Genomic DNA, 18350 nt, shown 5'->3' with positions numbered 1-18350 from the left:
CGCAACCTGAATTGGATGCCGAATCGCCCCTGCTGGTTCCATCGGACCGCGTCGAACTGCTCCAGTCAGCCGTTCGGCGCCGCGAGCCGGGCCCGCCGCAAACGGGCCAAATGGAAGCGGAACGTCATTTTCAGGACCGGAAGGGCCGGCAGATGACATTTCTGACAGGGGCGCTCTGAAATATCTCGTGCCAGAATATTTCGTGTTCATGCAAATGAATGATTCCAAATCGTCTTAAACACTGCTTAGGAAAGCAAGGGATAGATCGATGAAAAACACTTCTCAAGCCAGTTTCCTTCCGGTGGTCCACGAGCTGGCGCGCACCTACCAGGCATTCGAACAGTTTGCCAGCCAGCACATTCGTCAGCTGGGCCTGACTCCGCCGCAATTCGACGTGGTCGCCACGCTGGGCCACAGCAAGGGCATGAATTGCAAGGAGCTGTCCGACCGCACGTTGATCACCAAAGGGACGCTGACCGGCGTCATCGACCGGCTGGAAGACAAGGGTCTGGTTACCCGCACCATGCAGCCCAACGATCGCCGCAGCGTGTTCGTTTCCTTGACCCAGCACGGCGAGCGCCTGTTCGATCAGGCCTTCCCCGCTCATATCGACTATATGCAGATCGCCTTCAAACGCTTTGGCGAACACGACCTGTCCGGCTTCTGCCAGGAGCTGGGCCGCCTGCGCGAAGGCTTCAGCCTGGCGCTGGAGGAGCAGGAAGAGGTCACGGCCTAGGATCCCCCTGCCGTCACCGCCCTTTACCCGGCGGCGAGACGCGGCTCCGCGATGCGGCCCGCGCCCTCGCCGCCATTGCGTTTTCAGCGCCGCCCGCGCGCGGCTCAAGGGCTCTGGAAACACACCGGCACCATCAGCACCGAATCCACCGCCTGGCCGTTGCGCCTGGCCGGCGCGAAGCGCCAGCGCTCCACCGCGGCCTTGGCCGCCCGGTCCAGCCGCGGATAACCGCTGCTGCTGGCCACCGCCACCTCGCCGGCTCTGCCGGCCGCGCCAACCTCCACCCGCAGCAACACCGTGCCCTGCTCACCGTTTTCCCGCGAGCGCTCCGGGTATTCCGGCTGCGGATTGTTCAGATACTCGGCGCGATACAAGGCCACGCTGTCCGCGCCGGCCTGCGATGCGCCGCCGCCGCCCGACGGCGCGGCGGTCCCGCTCCTGGCTCCCGGCCCGCCCGCGGCGGCGGCCTCCGTCGCCGGCTCGCCGCCGACCGCCGGCAAGGACGGCGACGCGGCAAGGCTGCCGCGCGGTTTGGCGCTTGGCCTGGCTTCCGCCTTGGTTTCCGTCCGACTGCCGGCCTTGGCCGCCGCGACAGCCCCCGGCGGCGACGTCAGCCGCAGCGTCAACGCCGCGGCGGCCGGCGGCGGCGGGCGGCGCGGCCAGCCGAACAACAGCAAGGCGTGCAGCGCCAGCGACGCCAGCAAGGCCCAGCGCCAGACCGGCCGCGCGCCCATCTCTCGCCTCAGCAGCGCATCCGGCTGCCCGGCCGGCTGTACTGCCACCAGGCCACCAGCATGGACACCAGATAGAACACGAAGAACATGCCGAAGGCCGGCAGGAAACTGCCGAAGGCGGCCAAGGCGCTGCCGAAGGATTTGGGAATCACGAAACCGCCGAACGCCGCCATCACCGAGCTGACGTTCATCGCCGACGCGCCGCGGCGGCCGCCGCGCGCATAGGCCTCGGCGACGTCCAGGCCGGCGGCCTTGGCCCGCTGGCCGGCCTGCAGCAGAAAGACCTTGGGCGCCAACTGGAAGGAAGAGCCGTTGCCCACGCCGGCGGCGAAGAAAATCAGCTGGAACATGGCGAGGAACAGCCAGAACGAACCGCCATTGCCGGCCGAGGGCATGCTCAGGTAAACGCCGACGGTGGCCAGCGCCATCACCCCGTTGCTGAGCATGGTGGCGATGCCGCCGCCGATATGATCGCCCATCCAGCCGCCCAAGGGCCGCGACAAGGCGCAGACCATGGGCCCGATGAAGGCGTAGGGGGTGACGTCGATCAGCGGAAACATATTGCGCGCCAGCAGCGGAAAGGCGGCGGCGAAACCGAGGAAGGTGCCGTAGCTGCCCATGTACAGCAGGCAGATATACCAGGTGTGCGGATCGCGCATCGCGTCCAGCTGGTCATGCGGGGTGATGCGCAGCTTGGGCAGGTCGTGCGCGTACAGCAGGCAGGCCAGCGCGATGACGACGATGAAGGGCAGCCATAGATAGCCGGCGTTCTGCAGCCATACCGGATGCACGGCGCCGCCTACGCCCCAGATCTGCGGCCCGCCCCCCGCCGCGCCGAACAAGGGCAGCAGGATGGCCACCGGGATGGCCAGCTGCGCCACCGACACGCCCAGATTGCCGAGGCCGGCGTTTAGTCCCATCGCCAGCCCCTTGGCCGCCTTGGGGAAGAAGAAACTGGTGTTGGACAGATGGGAGGCGCTGGCGCCGCCGCCTATGCCGCACAGGCCGGACACCAGCAGCAGGATGGGGAAAGGCGTCGAAATGTCCTGTACCACCGAGGCCACGCCCAAGGCCGGCAGCAAAAGCAGCAAGGTGGAAATGCCCAGCCACAGGCCGCCGCCCACCCAGCTCCAGATCCACGAATACAGCAGCCGCATCAAGGCGCCGACCAGCGGCGGAATCGACACCAGCAGAAACTGCTGCTGATTGCTGAGCGCGAAGCCAACCGCCGGCAGGTTGACCACCACCATGCTCCACATCATCCAGATATTGAAGTTCAGGTGCAGCGACAGGACGGACAGCCAGAGATTGCGATTGGCGATGCGCCGCCCGCGGCGCAGCCAGAAGATAGGGTTTTCAGGTTCCCAACGCTTGATGCTTACGGTCATGCCCATTCATCCAGCAACGATATCGCCCGGCGGCCGTTGCCGCCGGGAAGCTGCGCAGTATGCCATCCGCGCGCGCGCGTCGGTTTGCGCGCCGTCAAACTGTAACTGACGGAGATAGTTCGCACCCGTCTATTTAAATAAGGGCTAACAAAACCCTGCCGCTACCAAGCGGGCTTGACCGCGAAACCAAGCCCCTGCCCAAAATCTCGATAGCCAGGGCGAGACAAGGCGAAAATAAGCGAAAAAGCGAAATGCACAAGCGGCACACGAGCATTTCGAAGCGCCACTCACCGTGTCGCGTCTGACGAATCGCCGCAGATCGTAAACAGGGTCTCAGGCGGTTTCCCGCATCTTCAGCGCCTTCACGATGTCCACCGCCACGATGCGGCTGACGCCCTGTTCCTGCATGGTCACGCCCACCAGTTGCTCGGCCATTTCCATGGTCAGGCGGTTATGGGAAATATAGAGAAACTGGGTGCGCTCCGACATCTGCTTGACCAGATCGCAGAAGCGGCTGGTATTGGCGTCGTCCAGCGGCGCGTCCACCTCGTCCAGCAGGCAGAACGGCGCCGGATTCAGGGAAAACAGCGAGAACACCAGGCTCATCGCGGTCAGCGCCTTTTCGCCGCCGGACAGCAGATGAATGGTGCTGTTCTTCTTGCCCGGCGGCTGGGCGATGATCTGCACGCCGGCGTCCAGCAAGTCCTCCCCGGTCAGCACCAGCTCGGCGCGGCCGCCGCCGAACAAGGTGGGGAAGAACTCGCGCATCTTGGCGTTGACCGCGTCGTAAGTGGCTTGCAGCATTTCGCGGGTTTCGCCGTCTATCTTGGCGATCGCCTCTTCCAGCGTCGCCATCGCCTGGTTCAGGTCCTCGGACTGGGCCGCCAGGTAATCGCCGCGCTTCCTGGCCTCGTCCAATTCCTCCAGCGCCGCCAGATTGACCGCGCCCAAGCCTTCCAGCGCGCGCGCCAGCCGCGCGATCTCGGCGGCCAGCGCGTTCGGCTTCACCGCCTCGTTCAGGTCCGCCATCAGCGCGGCCTCGTCGACGCCGGCGCTGATCAGTTCTTCGGCGAAACGCTCCATCGCCAGCCGCGCTTCCTGGTGCTTGAGCAGCCAGTCCGAGCGCGCTTCGCGCAGCGCCGGCAAGGCGGCGTTGGCCTGTTGTTGGCGCTGGGTCAGCTCGCGCAGTTTTTCGGTCAGGCCGTTGAGCCGGTCGCGCACCGCGCCCAGGCTGTGCTCGCGTTGTTCGCGTTCGGCCAGCGCCAGTTGCAAGGCCTCCTCCGGCACCGCCTCTTCCACCGCCTCGGCCTCCTCGGCCAGGGTTTCCAGCCGCTCGGCCAGTTGCTGGTCGCGCTCGTCCAGCTCGCGGCCGCGCCGCGCCAGCTCCGCCACCTTCTGCTCGGCGGTGCTCATTTCCAGCTTGATCTCGTGCAGCATGCGCTCGGCGTCGCGGGTCTTGTTGCGCGCCAGCTGCAGGCCGGTCTCGGCGTTGAGCCGGTCCACGCGCATGTCTTCCAGCTGCACCGCCAGTTCTTCCAGCGTCAGCGCCGTTTCCTCGCCCAGCATTTCCGCCTCGGCGATGCCCTCGCGCGCCAGTTCGCCTTCTTCGGCGATGCGGCTGCGCTCCGCCTCGATCGCCGCCAAGCGCGCCGCGCCCTGGCGCGCGGCCTGGTCCAGCTTGACGTGCTCCAGCGTCGCCGCGTTCAGCTCCGCCTCCAGGCGGGTCAGCGCGCCCTTTTGCGCGCGCACCGCCTCGGCCAGCATGGCGCCGCGGCTTTGCAAGGATTCGCGGCGCCGCTGCATGGCGTCGATTTCCGGCGACAGCCGCTCCAAGCTCGCCTGTGCCGCTTCCAGCAAAGCCTTGCGCGCCATCAGGCCGTCGCCGCCGGCTTCGGCGTGCAGGCACAGGCTGGCGGCGTAAACGCGGTGGCCTTCCGGCGTCAGCAGACAGGCGCCGGCCGGCAGCTGTTCACGTAAGGCCAGCGCCTCGTCCAGCGAATCGGCCAGATAAACGCCGGCCAGCCAGTCCTGCAGCGCGGCCTGGAAGGGCTGGGCGGCGCGCAGCTGTTGCAGCAGCGTCGGCCACGGGCGCTCCGCCGTCCAGTCTCGCGCCGCCGCGCCGTCCGCCAGCGCCAGCGCCGCCGGCGGCAATTCGCCTTGCAGCGCGGCGGCGCGCGCGGCCAGGCGTTTGCCCAGCGCCGCTTCCAGCGCCGGCTGCCACTTGGGCTCCACTTGCAGGCTCTGCCACAGCTGCGGCGCCTCGGCCAGGCCCCGGCGCTGCAGCCAGCCGTCCAGTTGCTCGCTGGCCGCCTCGCGCGCCAGCATGCCGGCCAGCGCGGCGGCCTCGGCCTCGGCCCGCGCCTGTTCGCCGCGCAGCGCGGCCAGTTGTTCGTCCAGTTTTTCCCGTTCGGCGGCCAGGTCGGCCTGCTTGGCCTCGTCGGCCACCAGCCGGCTCCGCACCGTCTCCAGCGCGCCGCGCGCGCGCTCGACTTCGGCGGCGGCGGCCTGCTGCCGCGCCTGATCCGGCAGGTTCAGGTCGCTCAGTTCGCGCCGCAGCGCGTCCTCGCGGCCGGACAGCTGCTCCAGGCTGCGGCGCTGATGCTCGCCGTTCTGACGCGCCAGGTCCCGATCCCGGCTGAGTTTGGCCTGCTGCGCGGTCAGCCCGTTCAACTGTTGTTCGATGGCGCGGTATTCCGCCTCGGCGGTGGGCAGTTCGTCGGCGCCGTCCTCCAGCGTCATCTGCGCCTCTTCCAAACGCATCTGCGCCTCTTCGCGCCGCGGCAGCCAGTCGTCCAGTTCGGCCCTCACCTGACCGCGGCTTTCGGCCAGCACCTGACGCTCGGTGCGCACCGAGCCCAGTTCGCGGTCCACGCGGGCGCGGTTCTGCTCGCGGTGGCGCTGCGCCTCTTCCAGCCGCGCCAGCTGGGCGTTGGCCTCGAACAAGCGCTGCTGCGCCTCGTGCACTTCGTCGCTGGCGGCGAAATGGCTTTCGCGCACGGTTTCGGATTCGGCCTCCACGTGGGTGACCGCCGCTTCCAGCGCCGCCTCTTCGGTTTCGATGCGCGCCAGTTCGGCGCGCGCCGCCGCCTCGTTGCGCGCAGCCTCTTCGCGCCGCGCCAGGGCCAGCAGGTTTTGCTTGTGCGTCAGCGCGCCGCGCAGATCGTGGTATTGAGCGGCCACTTCGGCCTGCTCGGACAAGCGCTCCACCTGGCGCTCCAGTTCCTGCCGCAAGTCAGCGATGCGTTCCAGATTGGCGCGGGTGTCGGCGATGCGGTGTTCGGTCTCGCGGCGGCGCTCCTTGTACTTGGACACGCCGGCCGCTTCTTCCAGATAGGCGCGCAGTTCTTCCGGCCGCGCCTCGATGATGCGCGAGATCATGCCCTGCTCGATCACCGCGTAGCCGCGCGCGCCGACGCCGGTGCCGAGGAATAGATCGGTGATGTCGCGGCGGCGCACCTGCTGATTGTTGATGAAGTAGCTGGATTCGCCCTGGCGGGTCAGCACCCGCTTGATCGCCACTTCCGCGTACTGGCCCCAGGCGCCGGTGAGCGCGCCGTCGCCGTTGTCGAACACCAGTTCCACCGAGGCGCGGCTGACCGGCTTGCGCGTGGACGAGCCGTTGAAGATCACGTCCTGCATCGATTCGCCGCGCAGCTGCTTGGCCGAGGACTCGCCCAATACCCAGCGCACCGCGTCTATCACATTGGACTTGCCGCAGCCATTGGGGCCGATCACCGCCACCAGTTGGCCGGGCACGGCAATGCTGGTGGGATCGACGAATGACTTGAAACCGGCAAGCTTGATGTGGGTGAGACGCAAGATGTCCTCGCAATGGCTGGGCGAAAATCGGCATTTTAGCAGTTGCCCGCGCCGACCGCGCGTCGCGCGCGGCGCTGTTGCGCGTCGCGCAGCCGCATCTACCCGGCCTGCCGACTTATGCCATAATGGCCGCATGGAACCGCTATCGTTGTCCAATCAATTCTTGATCGCCATGCCCAATATGGCGGACCCGCTGTTCTCGCGCTCGCTGGTCTTCGTCTGCGAGCACGGCGAGCACGGCGCCATGGGCCTGATCGTCAACAAGCCTTCCGGCATCGCCATGGCGCAGTTGTTCGATCAGATCGATCTGCCGCTGGACGGCGACTCGCTCCGCGCCGAGCCGATCTACTTCGGCGGCCCGGTGCAGCCGGATCGCGGCTTCGTGCTGCACATGCCGGTGGGCAATTGGCAGTCCAGCCTGCTGGTCACCGACGACATCGCGCTGACCACGTCCAAGGACGTGTTGATAGCGGTGTCCGAAAACCACAAGCAGCCGGACCGCATGCTGATCACGCTGGGTTATTCCGGCTGGAGCGCCGGCCAGCTGGAGCAGGAAATCGCCGACAACGGCTGGCTGACGGTGCCAGCGCGGCCGGACATCATCTTCGGCCTGCCCTGCGAAGAGCGCTACGACGCCGCGATGGCGCTGCTGGGCTTCGACCCCTCCCTGCTGTCCACGGATGTCGGCCATGCCTGAAGGTTGCGCCTTGGCATTCGACTTCGGCGAGCGCCGCATCGGCGTCGCCGTCGGGGAAACCCTGCTCGGCATTCCCCACCCGCTGCTGACCATAGACACGGAAATCAACGACGCGCGCTTCGCCGCCATCGCCGCGCTGATAGAGGAATGGCGGCCGGCGCAGCTGGTGGTGGGGCTGCCGATGCACATCGACGGCACCGAGCACCAGATGACGCAGCTGGCGCGCCGCTTCGCCAACCGGCTCAAGGGCCGCTACGGCCTGCCGGTATGGCTGGTGGACGAACGGCTGACCTCGGTGGTGGCCGAATCCATGCTGGAAGAGGCCGGCGTGCGCGGCCGCAAGCAGAAGCCGGCGCTGGATCAGGTGGCGGCCCAGGCCATTCTGCTGACCTGGTTCGAGCACCCCGGCCAAGCCGTCTGATCCCATCATGAAATTCTCGCCGCAAGCCCGGGTCAGCGCGCTGATGCTGGCCTTTCTCGCCAGCCTGCTGGGGCTGATCGCGGTCTTGCTGACGCCCAGCCATCAATTGCGCGAATGGCGCAACGCGCCGGGCCACGTGGAGAGTAGCCGCATGCTGGTGGTGTCCAACGCCGAGCACCCCGATCAGCTCTACTGGCAGCCGCATGTGCAATACCTGTACACGGTGCGCGGCCAAGTCTACCACAGCGACCGGCTGTTCGCCGTCGACAACGCCCTGCCCGGCGACCGCAGCAACGCCGACGACCTGACGCGGCGCTTTCCCGCCGGCAAGGCGATCACCGTCTACTACAATCCGCGCAGCCCGGCCGAATCCGTGCTGATCAAGGGCGGCGACAGCGACATCGGCAGCGCCAAATTCATCCTGGCGGCGCTGAGCGCGCTGTTCGGCTGGGCGCTGCTGTATCGGCTGCGGGCCAAGCTGCCGCTGCCGCGCCGGCGCGTTCAGCGAGGCATCCGCGCCCCATGAGCGAAAAAGTCATCGCCCTGCTGGTCATCGCCGTCGGCTTGGCCATTTCCGTCTACCTGTGGCAGCAGTCCGCCAAGGCGCAACAGGCCGTCGGCTGGCCCAGCGTCGTCGGCAACATCGTCTCCAGCGAAGTGGACTGGCGCCATGCGCGCGGCGGCGACAGCTCGGACCGCAGGGAATACCGCGCCGTCGTGCGCTATGAATACCGCGTGGCCGACCGCGTCTACCGCGCCGAGCGGCTGCGCTTCCCCAATCCCGGCTACGGCGGCAGCGACCAACAGGCGCGCGAGATCGTGCAGCGCTATCCGGCGGGCCAAGCCGTGCCGGTGTTCTACAACCCGCAAAACCCCGAGGAAGCCTGCCTGGAGCCGGGCAAGCACTGGTCGGCGTGGCTGGCCCAGGCCGTGGGCGCGCTGGTGCTCCTGGTCGGCTTGTTCTTGCTGCGGCGCTGAATTCGGACCTGCCCCCAAGCGACGAACGGAGAAAACCGTCCGCCTGCGCCTATCATTACAAAGTCATCTTTCATTACGCCAACGATATCTGTTTTAATTTTTGGCGTAAGCGCTGACAAAAAATGACATTGCCGTCACAATGTCGGCCCATCTGAGACCACGCCCCGCTTAGCCATGCCTCGCGCGTTGCCGATCTTGCTATTGCTATGCCTGCTCTTCGCCGTCAACGCGGCGCAAGCCGGCTTCCGCCCGTTCAGCGAACGGGACGCCAGCGCCTTTTGCAGCGCCGACGCCGGTCTCGACATCGATCAAATTGCCGGCCCCGGCTGGCAAACGCGCTTCCAGCCGCTGCCCGACGGCAAACTGGCGCGCGGCTACGGCCACGACACCTGCTGGCTGCGGCTCCAGCTGCGTGATTTGCCGCCGCGGCCCTGGCTGGAGCTGATCCCCAGCTATTTGGCCCGCCTAAGCTTATTCCAGCCCTTGCCCGACGGCGGCTGGCGGCGGCAGGACATCGGCTCCTGGCGGCCGATGTCCGCGATGGAGCTGCCGCTGATGGCCGCCAGCTTTTCCCTGCAGCCGCGCGAACAGACGGTGTTCGTCAAGATCCAGTCGCTGGCGCTGAACGCGCAGCCGCGGCTGTGGAGCGAGCCGGATCTGATCGCCCACCACAACGAACGCATGCTGCAACTGGGCCTGATCTACGGCTATATGCTGAGCATGGTGCTGATCGCGCTGGCCGCCTGGCTGATCACCCGCAGGGCGCAGCACGCCAAGCTGTTCGGCTACATCCTGGCGGTGGCCTGCCACCGCTTCGCCACCGACGGCATGGCCCGGCTGCTGCTGTTTCCGGAACAGCCCAAGATCGCGCTGCTGTGCAATTACGTCGGCCTGGGCGCCGCCGTCATCCTGGGCTGCGCCTACTTCGCCCACCTGCTGGAGCTGAAGCGCGACTACCCGCGCACTTACCGGCTCTACCAGCTGCAGGCCGCCACCGGCGCCGCCACCGTGTTGTGCGCGCTGTTCTGGCCGTTCGGCCTGGCCTACAGCATCCCCCTCACGCTCTACGCCGTCATCGGCATCAATCTGCTGACCCTGCCGGTCTGCTGGCGTCTGTGGCGGCGCAACGACAGCGGCGACCGCCTGATCGCGCTGCACCTGCCCACCAATCTGGCGCTCAACATCCCCGCGCTGCTATTTCATCTGGGGCACATTCCTTATCAGTCCTGGATCCAGGAATACGGCCGGCTGGCCGATCTGCCGCCGATCACCCTGCTCTACATCGGCCTGTTCCTGCGCATGCGCACGCTGGAGCGCGAACGCATCGAGGCGCTGCACCAGGCCAGCCAGGCCCAGGCCGACAGCCTGCGCCAGCGCGAGGCGCGCGAGGAGCAGACCGATCTCTTGGCGATGATCACACATGAAATCCGCACCCCGGTGGCCATCATCGACGCCGCCAGCAGCAGCCTGCGCCTGCTGGAGGAGGACGGGCCGGCGCCGACGGTGCTGGCGCAGCGCCAGGCCCGCCACGAGCGCATTCAGCGCGCGCTGCTGCGGATGCAGGAATTGATGCGGCTGGCCGAACAACACGGCCGCGCCGATGTGAGCGACGCCGGGCTGCACGCGCAATCGCTGGACTTGCTGGAACTGACCCGCCACAGCCTGGAACAGCTGGACGCCGACGAGCAGCGGCGATTCCGGCTGCAAAGCGACGGGACGCTCATGCCGCTCTGCGGCGACGCGCAGCTGTTGTCGGTGCTGCTGCAGAACCTGATGGAAAACGCCCTGAAATACGCGCATCCGGACACGCCGATCCAGATCGGCGTCCACCGCCTGGCCGAGCACATCGTCTGGCAGATCAGCGACCACGGCCCCGGCATCGCGCCGGGCCAGGAGGAAGCGATCTTCCAGCGCTTCACCCGGCTGGCGGAAACCAGCAACCGCCCAGGCCTGGGGCTGGGCCTGCATCTGGCGCGGCGCATCGCTGTCCAGCACGGCGGCGAACTGGGTCTGGACCCGAACTGGCCGCACGGCGCCAGCTTCATCTTGCATCTACCGAAAGCCGCTCATGACGCACATAGCCTTGCTTGAAGACAACCCGGACCTGCGCGAAGAGCTGCTGTTCCAGCTCAAGCGCTGCGGCTATCAGGCCACCGGCCTGGCCTGCGGCCGGGAACTGGAACGGCATCTGGCCGAACACCCCTGCCGCCTGCTGATTCTGGACCTGGGCTTGCCCGATATCGACGGCATGGCGCTCAGCCAGCGGCTGCGCGCCAGCCACCCCGGCCTGGGACAAGTCATGCTCACCGCGCGCGGCGCGCTGGACGACAAGGTGCAGGGACTGCAGCAAGGCGCCGACGCCTACCTGGTCAAGCCGACGCCGCTGGCGGAATTGCTGGCCACGCTGGCCAGCGTGCTGCGGCGGCTGGACGGCGACGCGGCGGAGCGCGTCGACGGCTGGCGCTACCACGCCGCCAACCGCACGCTGACCGCGCCCAACGGCCGGCAGCTGCATCTGACTCACGCGGAGCACAAGGTGATGAGCGCGATGCTGCGGCGCGCGCCGGAGCCGGCGCACCGCCGCGAACTGGCGGAAGCCTTGGGCGCCGATTACCTGCACTACGACGAACGCCGGCTGGAAACCCTGATCAGCCGCTTGCGGCGCAAGCTCAGCGGCATCGCGCCGCAGCACAACCCCATCCTGGCGGCCAGGGGCGTGGGTTATGGCTTCAGCGAACCCTGCCAGCCGCTCTGACCCGGCAAAAAAAACGCGGCCCCTTAAACGGGCCGCGCGTGGGCGAAGCGAGAGGGAAGCCGGCTCAACGGCGGCCGGATTTCTTGCCGTCCCTCTCCTGCTGCCGGGCTTCGCGCTCGGCGGCGCGGATGGCGGCCAATTCCTTGGCGCGCTTTTCCCAGGCCAGCCACTCGGCCGGGCGCTCCAGCGTGATGCGGCCGATATTGCCGTCGCGGAAATCGGTCAACACGATCTCGGCGGCCTTCTGCAGATTGATCTTGCCGCCGGACTGCACCGCGCCGCGTTTGCGGCCTATCATTTCCAGCACCTGCCAGTCCTGCTGACCGGCGATGTCGTCCAGCTTGTAGCGGGCGCTCAGTTCCGGCGCGTAGTGCTGCATCAGGTACTTGAGCAGCTCCAGCGCCACCTCTTCCTCGTCCATCGCGTTGCGGCCCACCGCGCCGCTGGCCGCCAGATTGTAGCCGCCCTCTTCCACCTCGATCTTGGGCCACAGCATGCCCGGGGTGTCGAACAATTCCACGTCGTCGGCCAGGATGATGCGCTGCTCGTTCTTGGTGACGCCCGGCATATTGCCGGTCTTGGCCACCTTGCGGCTGCTCATGCTGTTGATCAGCGTGGACTTGCCTACGTTGGGAATGCCGCAGATCAACACCCGCAGCGGCTTTTCCAGACCGCCGCGCGTCGGCGCCAGTTCGCGGCAGGCGGCCACCAGCTTTTGCGCCGGCGCGCGTTCGCCGGCGTCCATGCCCAGCGCCTGGGTGTTTTTCTTGGCGCGATACCATTCCAGCCACTGCTGGGTGGCGGCGGCGTCGGCCAGGTCCTGCTTGTTCAGGATCATCAGCCGCGGCTTGCCCTTGGCCATGCGCGCCAGCATGGGATTGGCGCTGGAAGCCGGCAAGCGCGCGTCCAGCATCTCAATGACCACGTCGATGTCTTTCAATCGCTCGGCCACATCCTTGCGGGCCTTGTTCATATGGCCGGGGAACCATTGGATTGCCATGCTTCTAGCGCTTTCTTATCGGATCAAGTAGATAGGTTAGGCCATTATGGTCCAGCTCCTGCATCAATTGCAGCAGGCGGCCAATTTCGCCGGGTGGAAAGCCTTCGCGGGCGAACCAGTTCAGATAGTTGCCGGGCAGATCGCAGATCAGCGTGCCCTTGTGTTTGCCAAACGGCATCGCCCGGGTCACCAGGCTTTGCAAATCATCGGCTTGCATTGCGGCTCCCTTCAAGCAAGTTGCGCATTGTGCCAAAACCGCGGCGCTCTGGCCATGCCCGCCGCCGGCGCCGGCTTGACATGGCGCAAACGCGGGCGGGGTTTGACTGGGGACGATACGGCGCGGGGTTTAGCATGTAGGCGGCTTTCATAAAGCCAGCGGCCCGCCAGCCGCCTATTTTCCGGTTCGCGCAGAACCCTTGCGGGCGCCGGGCATCATCCATGTCCGCGCCCGTCTTTTTTGCCGTTTTATTCCGGCATCGGCTTGCCGTCGTTGAAATTCAGGAAGCCGCGCACGATGCGGTAGACATACCATACCCAGGTGATGCCCAGGATCACGAAGCCCACCAGGATCCAGGCCAGCGCCACGCCCAGCACGGTGCCGAGCAAGGCCCACCAGAAAGTGCGGATCTGCCAGCTGAAATGGCTTTCATAGCGCGTGCCGCGCACATCGTCGCGCTTGACATAGTTGATGATCACCGCCACCAGGCCGGTCAGGCCGACAAACAGGCTGATTGCCTGCAGGATATAGACCACCAGGGTCAGATTATTCAGTTTGCGTTCGTCTTCTTGCGTGATCACGTCCATGGACATCATGCCTCCCCGGCTTAAATTTCATGCGAAACAATTAACAAGATACCCTAGCCAGCAACGCTTGCAAGCGCTGTTCGCAATGCCGCGCCAGCGCCGCCTCCGCCCTGCCGCCGGCCAGGGCCAGCGCCACTTCGGCGCTGCGGCTCCAGGCCTGCAGGCAGAATTCGCCGCCGGCGTCCGCCACCAGGATGGGCAGCGCCGGCGCAAACGGCTGGCCGGTCTGCTCCGACCACGCGCGGCAGCGACGGTTCGCCAGATCCAGCAGAGAAAAGCTCTCCGCCGTCACCAGCACGTGGCTGAGGCCCAGCAGCAGAATGCGCGCCGCCAGCCAGTCCGCGGCGTCGGCCAGCTGCGCCGGCGTCTCCCCGCTCCGTTCGCGCCAGCGTTGCGCCGCCAGCAGCATGGCCATCGCGCGCAGCTGCGGCAAGCGGCTTTCCAGCACGCCGCCGTCGCGCCGCGCGCCGGCCATCCACGCGGCGTCCGGCGCCGGGCGGTTGGCGTAGCGTTCGCCGTCGGCCAACACTCTCACCGGCACGGCGTCGCTGGGGCATAGCAGGGACCAAGACTGGCGCGCGATTTGCGCGGCATCGCTGACTTCATTCATGGAACGGACCTCCTGGGGTCTGGCCTGGCTTCCGGAGGTCATGTATTTCGGGGAGGAAAAACAAATGCCGCCGGTAGCGCGGCGGCATTTATCGGGAATCTTGCTAGTGCTGGATCAATCTTTCAGTTCACAGCCATCCCTTGGCGCCGCCGGTGTGCGGTACCAATAAAAATAGCTGTTGAAGAAGGCGAAAGATTGAGTCATGTCGTCCATGCTGCCAACAATCGGCCCGGCTTGTCAAGAAAAACCCCGGGGCGCGCTCCGGGGTTTCGCCAAATCATCCCGTTTACATATTGGGGTAATTGGGGCCGCCGCCGCCTTCCGGAGTGGTCCAGACGATGTTCTGGCTCGGGTCCTTGATGTCGCAGGTCTTGCAGTGCACGCAGTTCTGCGCGTTGATCTGCAAGCGCGGCTCGCCCTCTTCGCGGCCGACGATCTCGTAGACGCCGGCCGGGCAGTAGCGCTGTTCCGGCGCATCGTACTTGGCCAGGTTGAGCGCCACCGGCACGCTGGCGTCCTTCAGCTTCAGATGCGGCGGCTGGTCCTCGCCGTGATTGGTGTTGGAGATGAACACCGAGGACAGGCGGTCGAAGGTCAGCACCCCGTCCGGCTTGGGATAGGCGATGGGCGCGCACTCGTCGGCCGGCTTCAGGCTTTGATGGTCGGCCTGGTGATGGCGCAGCGTCCACGGCGCCTTGCCGCGGAACAAAAAGGTGTCTAGCGCCGAGTAAATCATCGCCGGCCACAGGCCCCAGCGGAACGACGGCCGGATATTGCGCACCCGGTGCAGTTCCTCGTGCAGCCAGCTTTGCTTGAACTTCTGGCTGTAGGCGGTGGCTTCGCGCGCCGGCCGCTCCTGGCCCAGCAGTTCGAACACCGCCTCCGCCGCCAGCATCGCCGACTGCATCGCGGTATGGGTGCCCTTGATCTTGGGCACGTTGAGGAAGCCGGCGGTGTCGCCCACCAGCAAGCCGCCGGGGAAGGTCAGCCGCGGCAGGCTTTGCAGGCCGCCCTCGGTCAGCGCGCGCGCGCCGTAGGACAGGCGGCGGCCGCCTTCGAACACCTTGCGGATCGCCGGATGGGTCTTGAAGCGCTGGAATTCCTCGAACGGCGACAGATAGGGGTTCTGGTAGTCCAGGCCGATGACGAAGCCCACCACCACCTGATTGTTTTCCAGGTGGTACATGAAGGAGCCGCCGTAGGTGGCCGTGTCCACCGGCCAGCCCACGGTATGGGTGATGCTGCCCGGCTGGTGCAGCTCCGGCGGCACTTCCCACAACTCCTTGATGCCGATGCCGTAGGTTTGCGGATCGGCGCCGTCGTTCAGACGGAAACGCTCGAACAGCGTCTTGGTCAGCGAGCCCCTACAGCCTTCGGCGAAGATGGTCTGCTTGGCCCACAGCTCCATGCCGGGCTGCCAGGCGTCGGTTTTCTCGCCGTCCTTGCCTATGCCCATGTCGCCGGTGGCCACGCCCTTGACCGAGCCGTCCTCGTGGTACAGCACTTCGGCGGCGGCGAAGCCGGGGTAGATCTCCACGCCCAGTTCCTCGGCCTGCTGGCCGAGCCAGCGACAGAAATTGCCCAGGCTGACGATGTAGTTGCCGTGGTTGTGCATCTGCGGCGGCGTCGGCAGCTGGATGGATTCGGTTTCGGTCAGCAACAGGAAGCGGTCGGACTTGGCCTCGGTGGTCAGCGGCGCACCTTTTTCCTTCCAGTCCGGGATCAGCTCGTTGAGCACCCTCGGCTCGATCACCGCGCCGGACAGGATGTGGGCGCCGATTTCCGAGCCCTTCTCCAATAGACAGACGCTGAGCTCGCGGCCTTGCTCCGCCGCCAGTTGCTTCAGGCGAATCGCCGCGGTCAGCCCGGAGGGGCCGCCGCCGACGATCACCACATCGTATTCCATGTAATCGCGTTCCACTGCATCTCCTTAATCGCGCGCCGGGTTCAAAAGCCCCGCTGCCGCATGCATGTTGCATGGCGCGCGATCAAAAATCAAACAACCGTTTAAAAACTGTCAGCCGTCCGGCCGTCGGCCGCCCGTCTGACTTCAATCTGTAGGGGCTCGTCCTGTTGCAAATGCACATCGCGCTGCGGGAAAGGCAGCTCGATGCCGGCCTTGGCCAGCGCGCCGTCTATCATGTGGCGCAGGTCGCTGGCCACCAGCACGGAGTCGGCGTCGCCGATGTCCAACCAGTATTCCAGCTCGAACTCCAGCGCGTCGGCGCCGAAGTTGCTGAACAACACCCGCGGCGGCGGCTCCTTGAGCAGCAGGCCGTGACGCTCCGCCTCGGCCAGCAACAGATTGCACACCTCGCGCGGCGGGCTGCCGTAAGCCACGCCGATGGCGATTTTCCTGCGAATCCGCCGGTTGCTGTAGGTCCAGTTGGTCACCGCGCTCTCCACAAAGGTGGAGTTGGGGATCAGCGTTTCGATGCCGTCGCCGGCGCGCACCACCGAAGAGCGCAAGCCTATGCTGCTGACGGTGCCGCTGATGCCGCCCACCTGGACGAAATCGCCCACTTTCAGCGGCCGCTCCACCAGCAGCATCACGCCGCTGATCAGGTTCTTCAGCAGGTTCTGGGTGCCGAAGCCGATGCCGATCGCCAGCGCGCCGCCCAGGAAGGCGAACACCGTCAGCGGAATCTTGACCAGATTGAGCGCGAACACCACCAGGAGCGCGATCACGCAGACATAGCTCCAGCGCCACCAGATATTGGCGGCGGCCTCGCTGACGCCCAGCCGCTGCGTGGCCAGGCGCCGCAAAGCGCGCAGCAGCGCGGTGCTGGCGGCGTAGCCTATCAGCAGCACCAGAATGGCACCCAGGCTCTTGCCTATGGTCACGCTGCGGGTGGCCTGCACCTTCTGGCCGTTGATCTCCACGCTGTCGTCGGCGCTGAACAGCTCATAATTCCACAGCGCCCGCGCCGCCTGCAATACGCGCTCGCTCAACCGGCGCGACACCTCTTGCGGCGAGCCCGTCGCCGGCGCGCCGACGTCGAACTCCTGCTGCAGCAGCAGAATGCCGGTCAAGGCCGCCTGCACCGGCTGCTGCGCGGCGTTGACGATGTCCAGCCGCTGGCGCAGCAGCTGCAACATCGCCAGCGCGTGGCCGCCGCCGCTGTCCAGGCCGATTTCATGTTGCACGTCCGCCATCTTGGCCATGGTCAGCTCGGCCTCTTTTTGCAGGTAGTCGCGCACCGCGCCCAATTCCTCGCCGGCCTGATGGCTGGCGGTGGCCACTTCGGCCAGATTGGCCGCCTTGCCGGCGTAGAGCTGGTAGCGGTATTCCCAGATGCCGCTTTCCTGAGAGTTGGCCTCCTGGCGGATGCGCATCAGCTGCACTGCGAGGTCGCTATTGTCCAGAGCCTGGCGCTGCTCGACTGTGCGCTGGGTCAAATCCTGTAGCAGCGCCGCCTGCGCCGGCGCGTCCTTTTTCTGCTTCAAGGCGGCCAGTTGCCTCTCCAGCTCCTCCAGTTCGCCTTTGACCCGGCGGCGGCGCTGCTCGTGCGCGCCCATCTCCCGCTCCAGCCGCAGCCGCTCCTCGCCCAGCCGCCGCTGCACCCCGTCCAGCTCGGCCGGCTGGAAACGGACCTGCTTGCCGATGCCGTCCAGTTGCTTGCGCCATAAATCCAGCTGCGCCTGCAGCGTCTGCTGACGTATGCGCAGCACCTGTCCCAAGGCGTCGAACTGCAGCAGTTCCGACGCGCTGATGTCGCGGCGCCAGCGCGCGCCGTCCATCCGCCAGCGCAGCGCCGCGGCTTCGCCGGCCGCCGCGCCTTCCAGTTGTTCCCGCGCCTGGCGCAAGCTTACTTCGTTGAGCTTGAGGCTGTTGCGCATCGCGTCCTGCATCTGCGACAGCATCAGTTGCTGCGCCTGCTGTGTATCCTTTTCCCAGCCGCCGGTCTGCAGGCGGCTGCGCAAGCCCTCGACCAAGGACACCGGATAGGGGCCGGCTTGCGCGAAGCCGTTCCAGTTCCGCAAGGCCTCCTCGGCCTCGGCCTGCTGCCTCAGCCGTTGGTCGCGTTCGCCCGCCAGATCCAGCTGCCAGGCGTAGGACGCCACCAAACGCTCCAGCAAGGCGCGCCTAAACAGCAGCTCCCCCGCCGTGACGCCGGCCGGCAACTTGTCCAGCTTGATGGTTTCCAACTGATCCAGCGCCTGCTGCGCCTCGGCCAGCTTGTCCGCCAGGCTGACCGCGGGCGCCGACGCCGCCGGCTTGGCCGCGGGCTTGGGCACTGCCGGCAGGGCGGCGTAAGCCGCGGCGCAGGACAATAGCCCGGCGAACAGACAACAGACGAAAAGGAAGCGGCTCTTCACGCTGGGCATTTGATTGAGCATGGCGGTGGACCTTGCCGCGGCGCAGACCGCCGGCGGCAACTCGACGGCGCATTCTCGCACGAATCCG

At 66.6% G+C, this 18350-nt stretch carries 16 protein-coding genes; 7 read left to right on the top strand and 9 right to left on the bottom strand.

Annotated features, from left to right (window positions below):
* Positions 1-268 precede the first annotated feature (268 nt).
* Complete coding sequence (locus JW897_RS22140; protein ID WP_019103187.1) at positions 269-736, top strand: MarR family winged helix-turn-helix transcriptional regulator; 468 nt, start codon at positions 269-271, stop codon at positions 734-736.
* A gap of 104 nt (positions 737-840) precedes the next feature.
* Here the strand turns inward: JW897_RS22140 and JW897_RS22135 are convergent, their stop codons facing one another.
* The 3 genes from JW897_RS22135 to smc all read right to left on the bottom strand — a co-directional run bounded on the left by JW897_RS22135 (position 841) and on the right by smc (position 6812).
* A complete protein-coding gene (locus tag JW897_RS22135) occupies positions 841-1518 on the bottom strand; it encodes a TonB family protein (protein WP_205467661.1) in 678 nt (225 codons plus the stop codon).
* Entirely contained in the window at positions 1479-2858 is a 1380-nt protein-coding gene (locus JW897_RS22130) for an MFS transporter (RefSeq protein ID WP_053077371.1), read from the bottom strand. The genes JW897_RS22135 and JW897_RS22130 overlap by 40 nt, the downstream gene beginning before the upstream one ends.
* A 333-nt stretch (positions 2859-3191) precedes the next feature.
* A complete protein-coding gene (smc, locus tag JW897_RS22125; protein WP_476727392.1) occupies positions 3192-6812 on the bottom strand; it encodes a chromosome segregation protein SMC in 3621 nt (1206 codons plus the stop codon).
* Between smc and JW897_RS22120 the strand changes: the two genes are divergently transcribed.
* The 6 genes from JW897_RS22120 to JW897_RS22095 all read left to right on the top strand — a co-directional run bounded on the left by JW897_RS22120 (position 6811) and on the right by JW897_RS22095 (position 11528).
* Positions 6811-7374 (top strand): YqgE/AlgH family protein, encoded by a 564-nt coding sequence (locus JW897_RS22120; RefSeq protein ID WP_048414405.1) that lies wholly within the window; start codon positions 6811-6813, stop codon positions 7372-7374. The two genes, smc and JW897_RS22120, sit on opposite strands and share 2 nt — an antisense overlap.
* Complete coding sequence (gene ruvX / locus JW897_RS22115) at positions 7358-7795, top strand: Holliday junction resolvase RuvX (RefSeq protein WP_048414406.1); 438 nt, start codon at positions 7358-7360, stop codon at positions 7793-7795. The genes JW897_RS22120 and ruvX overlap by 17 nt, the downstream gene beginning before the upstream one ends.
* Before the next feature lie 7 nt (positions 7796-7802).
* Positions 7803-8321 (top strand): DUF3592 domain-containing protein, encoded by a 519-nt coding sequence (locus tag JW897_RS22110; RefSeq protein WP_048414407.1) that lies wholly within the window; start codon positions 7803-7805, stop codon positions 8319-8321.
* Positions 8318-8773 carry a DUF3592 domain-containing protein gene (locus JW897_RS22105; protein WP_205467659.1) on the top strand — a complete coding sequence of 152 codons (456 nt, stop codon included), beginning with the start codon at positions 8318-8320 and terminating at the stop codon, positions 8771-8773. The genes JW897_RS22110 and JW897_RS22105 overlap by 4 nt, the downstream gene beginning before the upstream one ends.
* Before the next feature lie 174 nt (positions 8774-8947).
* Complete coding sequence (locus tag JW897_RS22100) at positions 8948-10864, top strand: sensor histidine kinase (protein WP_205467658.1); 1917 nt, start codon at positions 8948-8950, stop codon at positions 10862-10864.
* Positions 10842-11528, top strand: a complete 687-nt coding sequence (locus JW897_RS22095; protein ID WP_053077372.1) for a response regulator transcription factor — start codon at positions 10842-10844, stop codon at positions 11526-11528. Before JW897_RS22100 ends, JW897_RS22095 begins: the two co-directional genes overlap by 23 nt.
* Positions 11529-11592: 64 nt before the next feature.
* Here the strand turns inward: JW897_RS22095 and ylqF are convergent, their stop codons facing one another.
* The 6 genes from ylqF to JW897_RS22065 form a co-directional block, all read right to left on the bottom strand.
* A complete protein-coding gene (gene ylqF / locus JW897_RS22090) occupies positions 11593-12528 on the bottom strand; it encodes a ribosome biogenesis GTPase YlqF (RefSeq protein WP_048414410.1) in 936 nt (311 codons plus the stop codon).
* 4 nt (positions 12529-12532) lie between these two features.
* Positions 12533-12745, bottom strand: a complete 213-nt coding sequence (locus JW897_RS22085; protein ID WP_019100859.1) for a DUF3820 family protein — start codon at positions 12743-12745, stop codon at positions 12533-12535.
* A 248-nt stretch (positions 12746-12993) separates the two neighbouring features.
* The gene (locus tag JW897_RS22080) at positions 12994-13332 is read right to left on the bottom strand and encodes a DUF4870 family protein (RefSeq protein ID WP_205467657.1); all 339 of its coding nucleotides are present in this window, start codon (positions 13330-13332) and stop codon (positions 12994-12996) included.
* Between the two features lie 40 nt (positions 13333-13372).
* Positions 13373-13942 (bottom strand): hypothetical protein, encoded by a 570-nt coding sequence (locus tag JW897_RS22075; protein WP_205467656.1) that lies wholly within the window; start codon positions 13940-13942, stop codon positions 13373-13375.
* A gap of 286 nt (positions 13943-14228) precedes the next feature.
* Positions 14229-15848, bottom strand: a complete 1620-nt coding sequence (locus JW897_RS22070) for an electron transfer flavoprotein-ubiquinone oxidoreductase (RefSeq protein ID WP_048414445.1) — start codon at positions 15846-15848, stop codon at positions 14229-14231.
* A gap of 101 nt (positions 15849-15949) precedes the next feature.
* The gene (locus tag JW897_RS22065) at positions 15950-18283 is read right to left on the bottom strand and encodes a mechanosensitive ion channel domain-containing protein (RefSeq protein ID WP_205467655.1); all 2334 of its coding nucleotides are present in this window, start codon (positions 18281-18283) and stop codon (positions 15950-15952) included.
* Positions 18284-18350: the final 67 nt, after the last annotated feature.

Source organism: Chromobacterium alkanivorans (genome assembly GCF_016937655.1).
Classification (GTDB): Bacteria; Pseudomonadota; Gammaproteobacteria; order Burkholderiales; family Chromobacteriaceae; genus Chromobacterium; species Chromobacterium alkanivorans.
The sequence above is the reverse complement of the archived record's forward strand: the minus strand, read 5'-3'. Positions and strand labels throughout refer to the sequence as shown.

What these genes read in the sequence shown, in the direction of transcription:
- JW897_RS22075 (WP_205467656.1), bottom strand. Translation starts at nt 13,942, where the DNA reads ATGAATGAAGTCAGCGATGCCGCGCAAATCGCGCGCCAGTCTTGGTCC.
- JW897_RS22070 (WP_048414445.1), bottom strand. Translation starts at nt 15,848, where the DNA reads ATGGAATACGATGTGGTGATCGTCGGCGGCGGCCCCTCCGGGCTGACC.
- JW897_RS22130 (WP_053077371.1), bottom strand. Translation starts at nt 2,858, where the DNA reads ATGACCGTAAGCATCAAGCGTTGGGAACCTGAAAACCCTATCTTCTGG.
- ylqF (WP_048414410.1), bottom strand. Translation starts at nt 12,528, where the DNA reads ATGGCAATCCAATGGTTCCCCGGCCATATGAACAAGGCCCGCAAGGAT.
- JW897_RS22100 (WP_205467658.1), top strand. Translation starts at nt 8,948, where the DNA reads ATGCCTCGCGCGTTGCCGATCTTGCTATTGCTATGCCTGCTCTTCGCC.
- JW897_RS22080 (WP_205467657.1), bottom strand. Translation starts at nt 13,332, where the DNA reads ATGGACGTGATCACGCAAGAAGACGAACGCAAACTGAATAATCTGACC.
- ruvX (WP_048414406.1), top strand. Translation starts at nt 7,358, where the DNA reads ATGTCGGCCATGCCTGAAGGTTGCGCCTTGGCATTCGACTTCGGCGAG.
- JW897_RS22065 (WP_205467655.1), bottom strand. Translation starts at nt 18,283, where the DNA reads ATGCTCAATCAAATGCCCAGCGTGAAGAGCCGCTTCCTTTTCGTCTGT.
- smc (WP_476727392.1), bottom strand. Translation starts at nt 6,812, where the DNA reads ATGCGGCCATTATGGCATAAGTCGGCAGGCCGGGTAGATGCGGCTGCG.
- JW897_RS22120 (WP_048414405.1), top strand. Translation starts at nt 6,811, where the DNA reads ATGGAACCGCTATCGTTGTCCAATCAATTCTTGATCGCCATGCCCAAT.
- JW897_RS22110 (WP_048414407.1), top strand. Translation starts at nt 7,803, where the DNA reads ATGAAATTCTCGCCGCAAGCCCGGGTCAGCGCGCTGATGCTGGCCTTT.
- JW897_RS22095 (WP_053077372.1), top strand. Translation starts at nt 10,842, where the DNA reads ATGACGCACATAGCCTTGCTTGAAGACAACCCGGACCTGCGCGAAGAG.
- JW897_RS22140 (WP_019103187.1), top strand. Translation starts at nt 269, where the DNA reads ATGAAAAACACTTCTCAAGCCAGTTTCCTTCCGGTGGTCCACGAGCTG.
- JW897_RS22105 (WP_205467659.1), top strand. Translation starts at nt 8,318, where the DNA reads ATGAGCGAAAAAGTCATCGCCCTGCTGGTCATCGCCGTCGGCTTGGCC.
- JW897_RS22085 (WP_019100859.1), bottom strand. Translation starts at nt 12,745, where the DNA reads ATGCAAGCCGATGATTTGCAAAGCCTGGTGACCCGGGCGATGCCGTTT.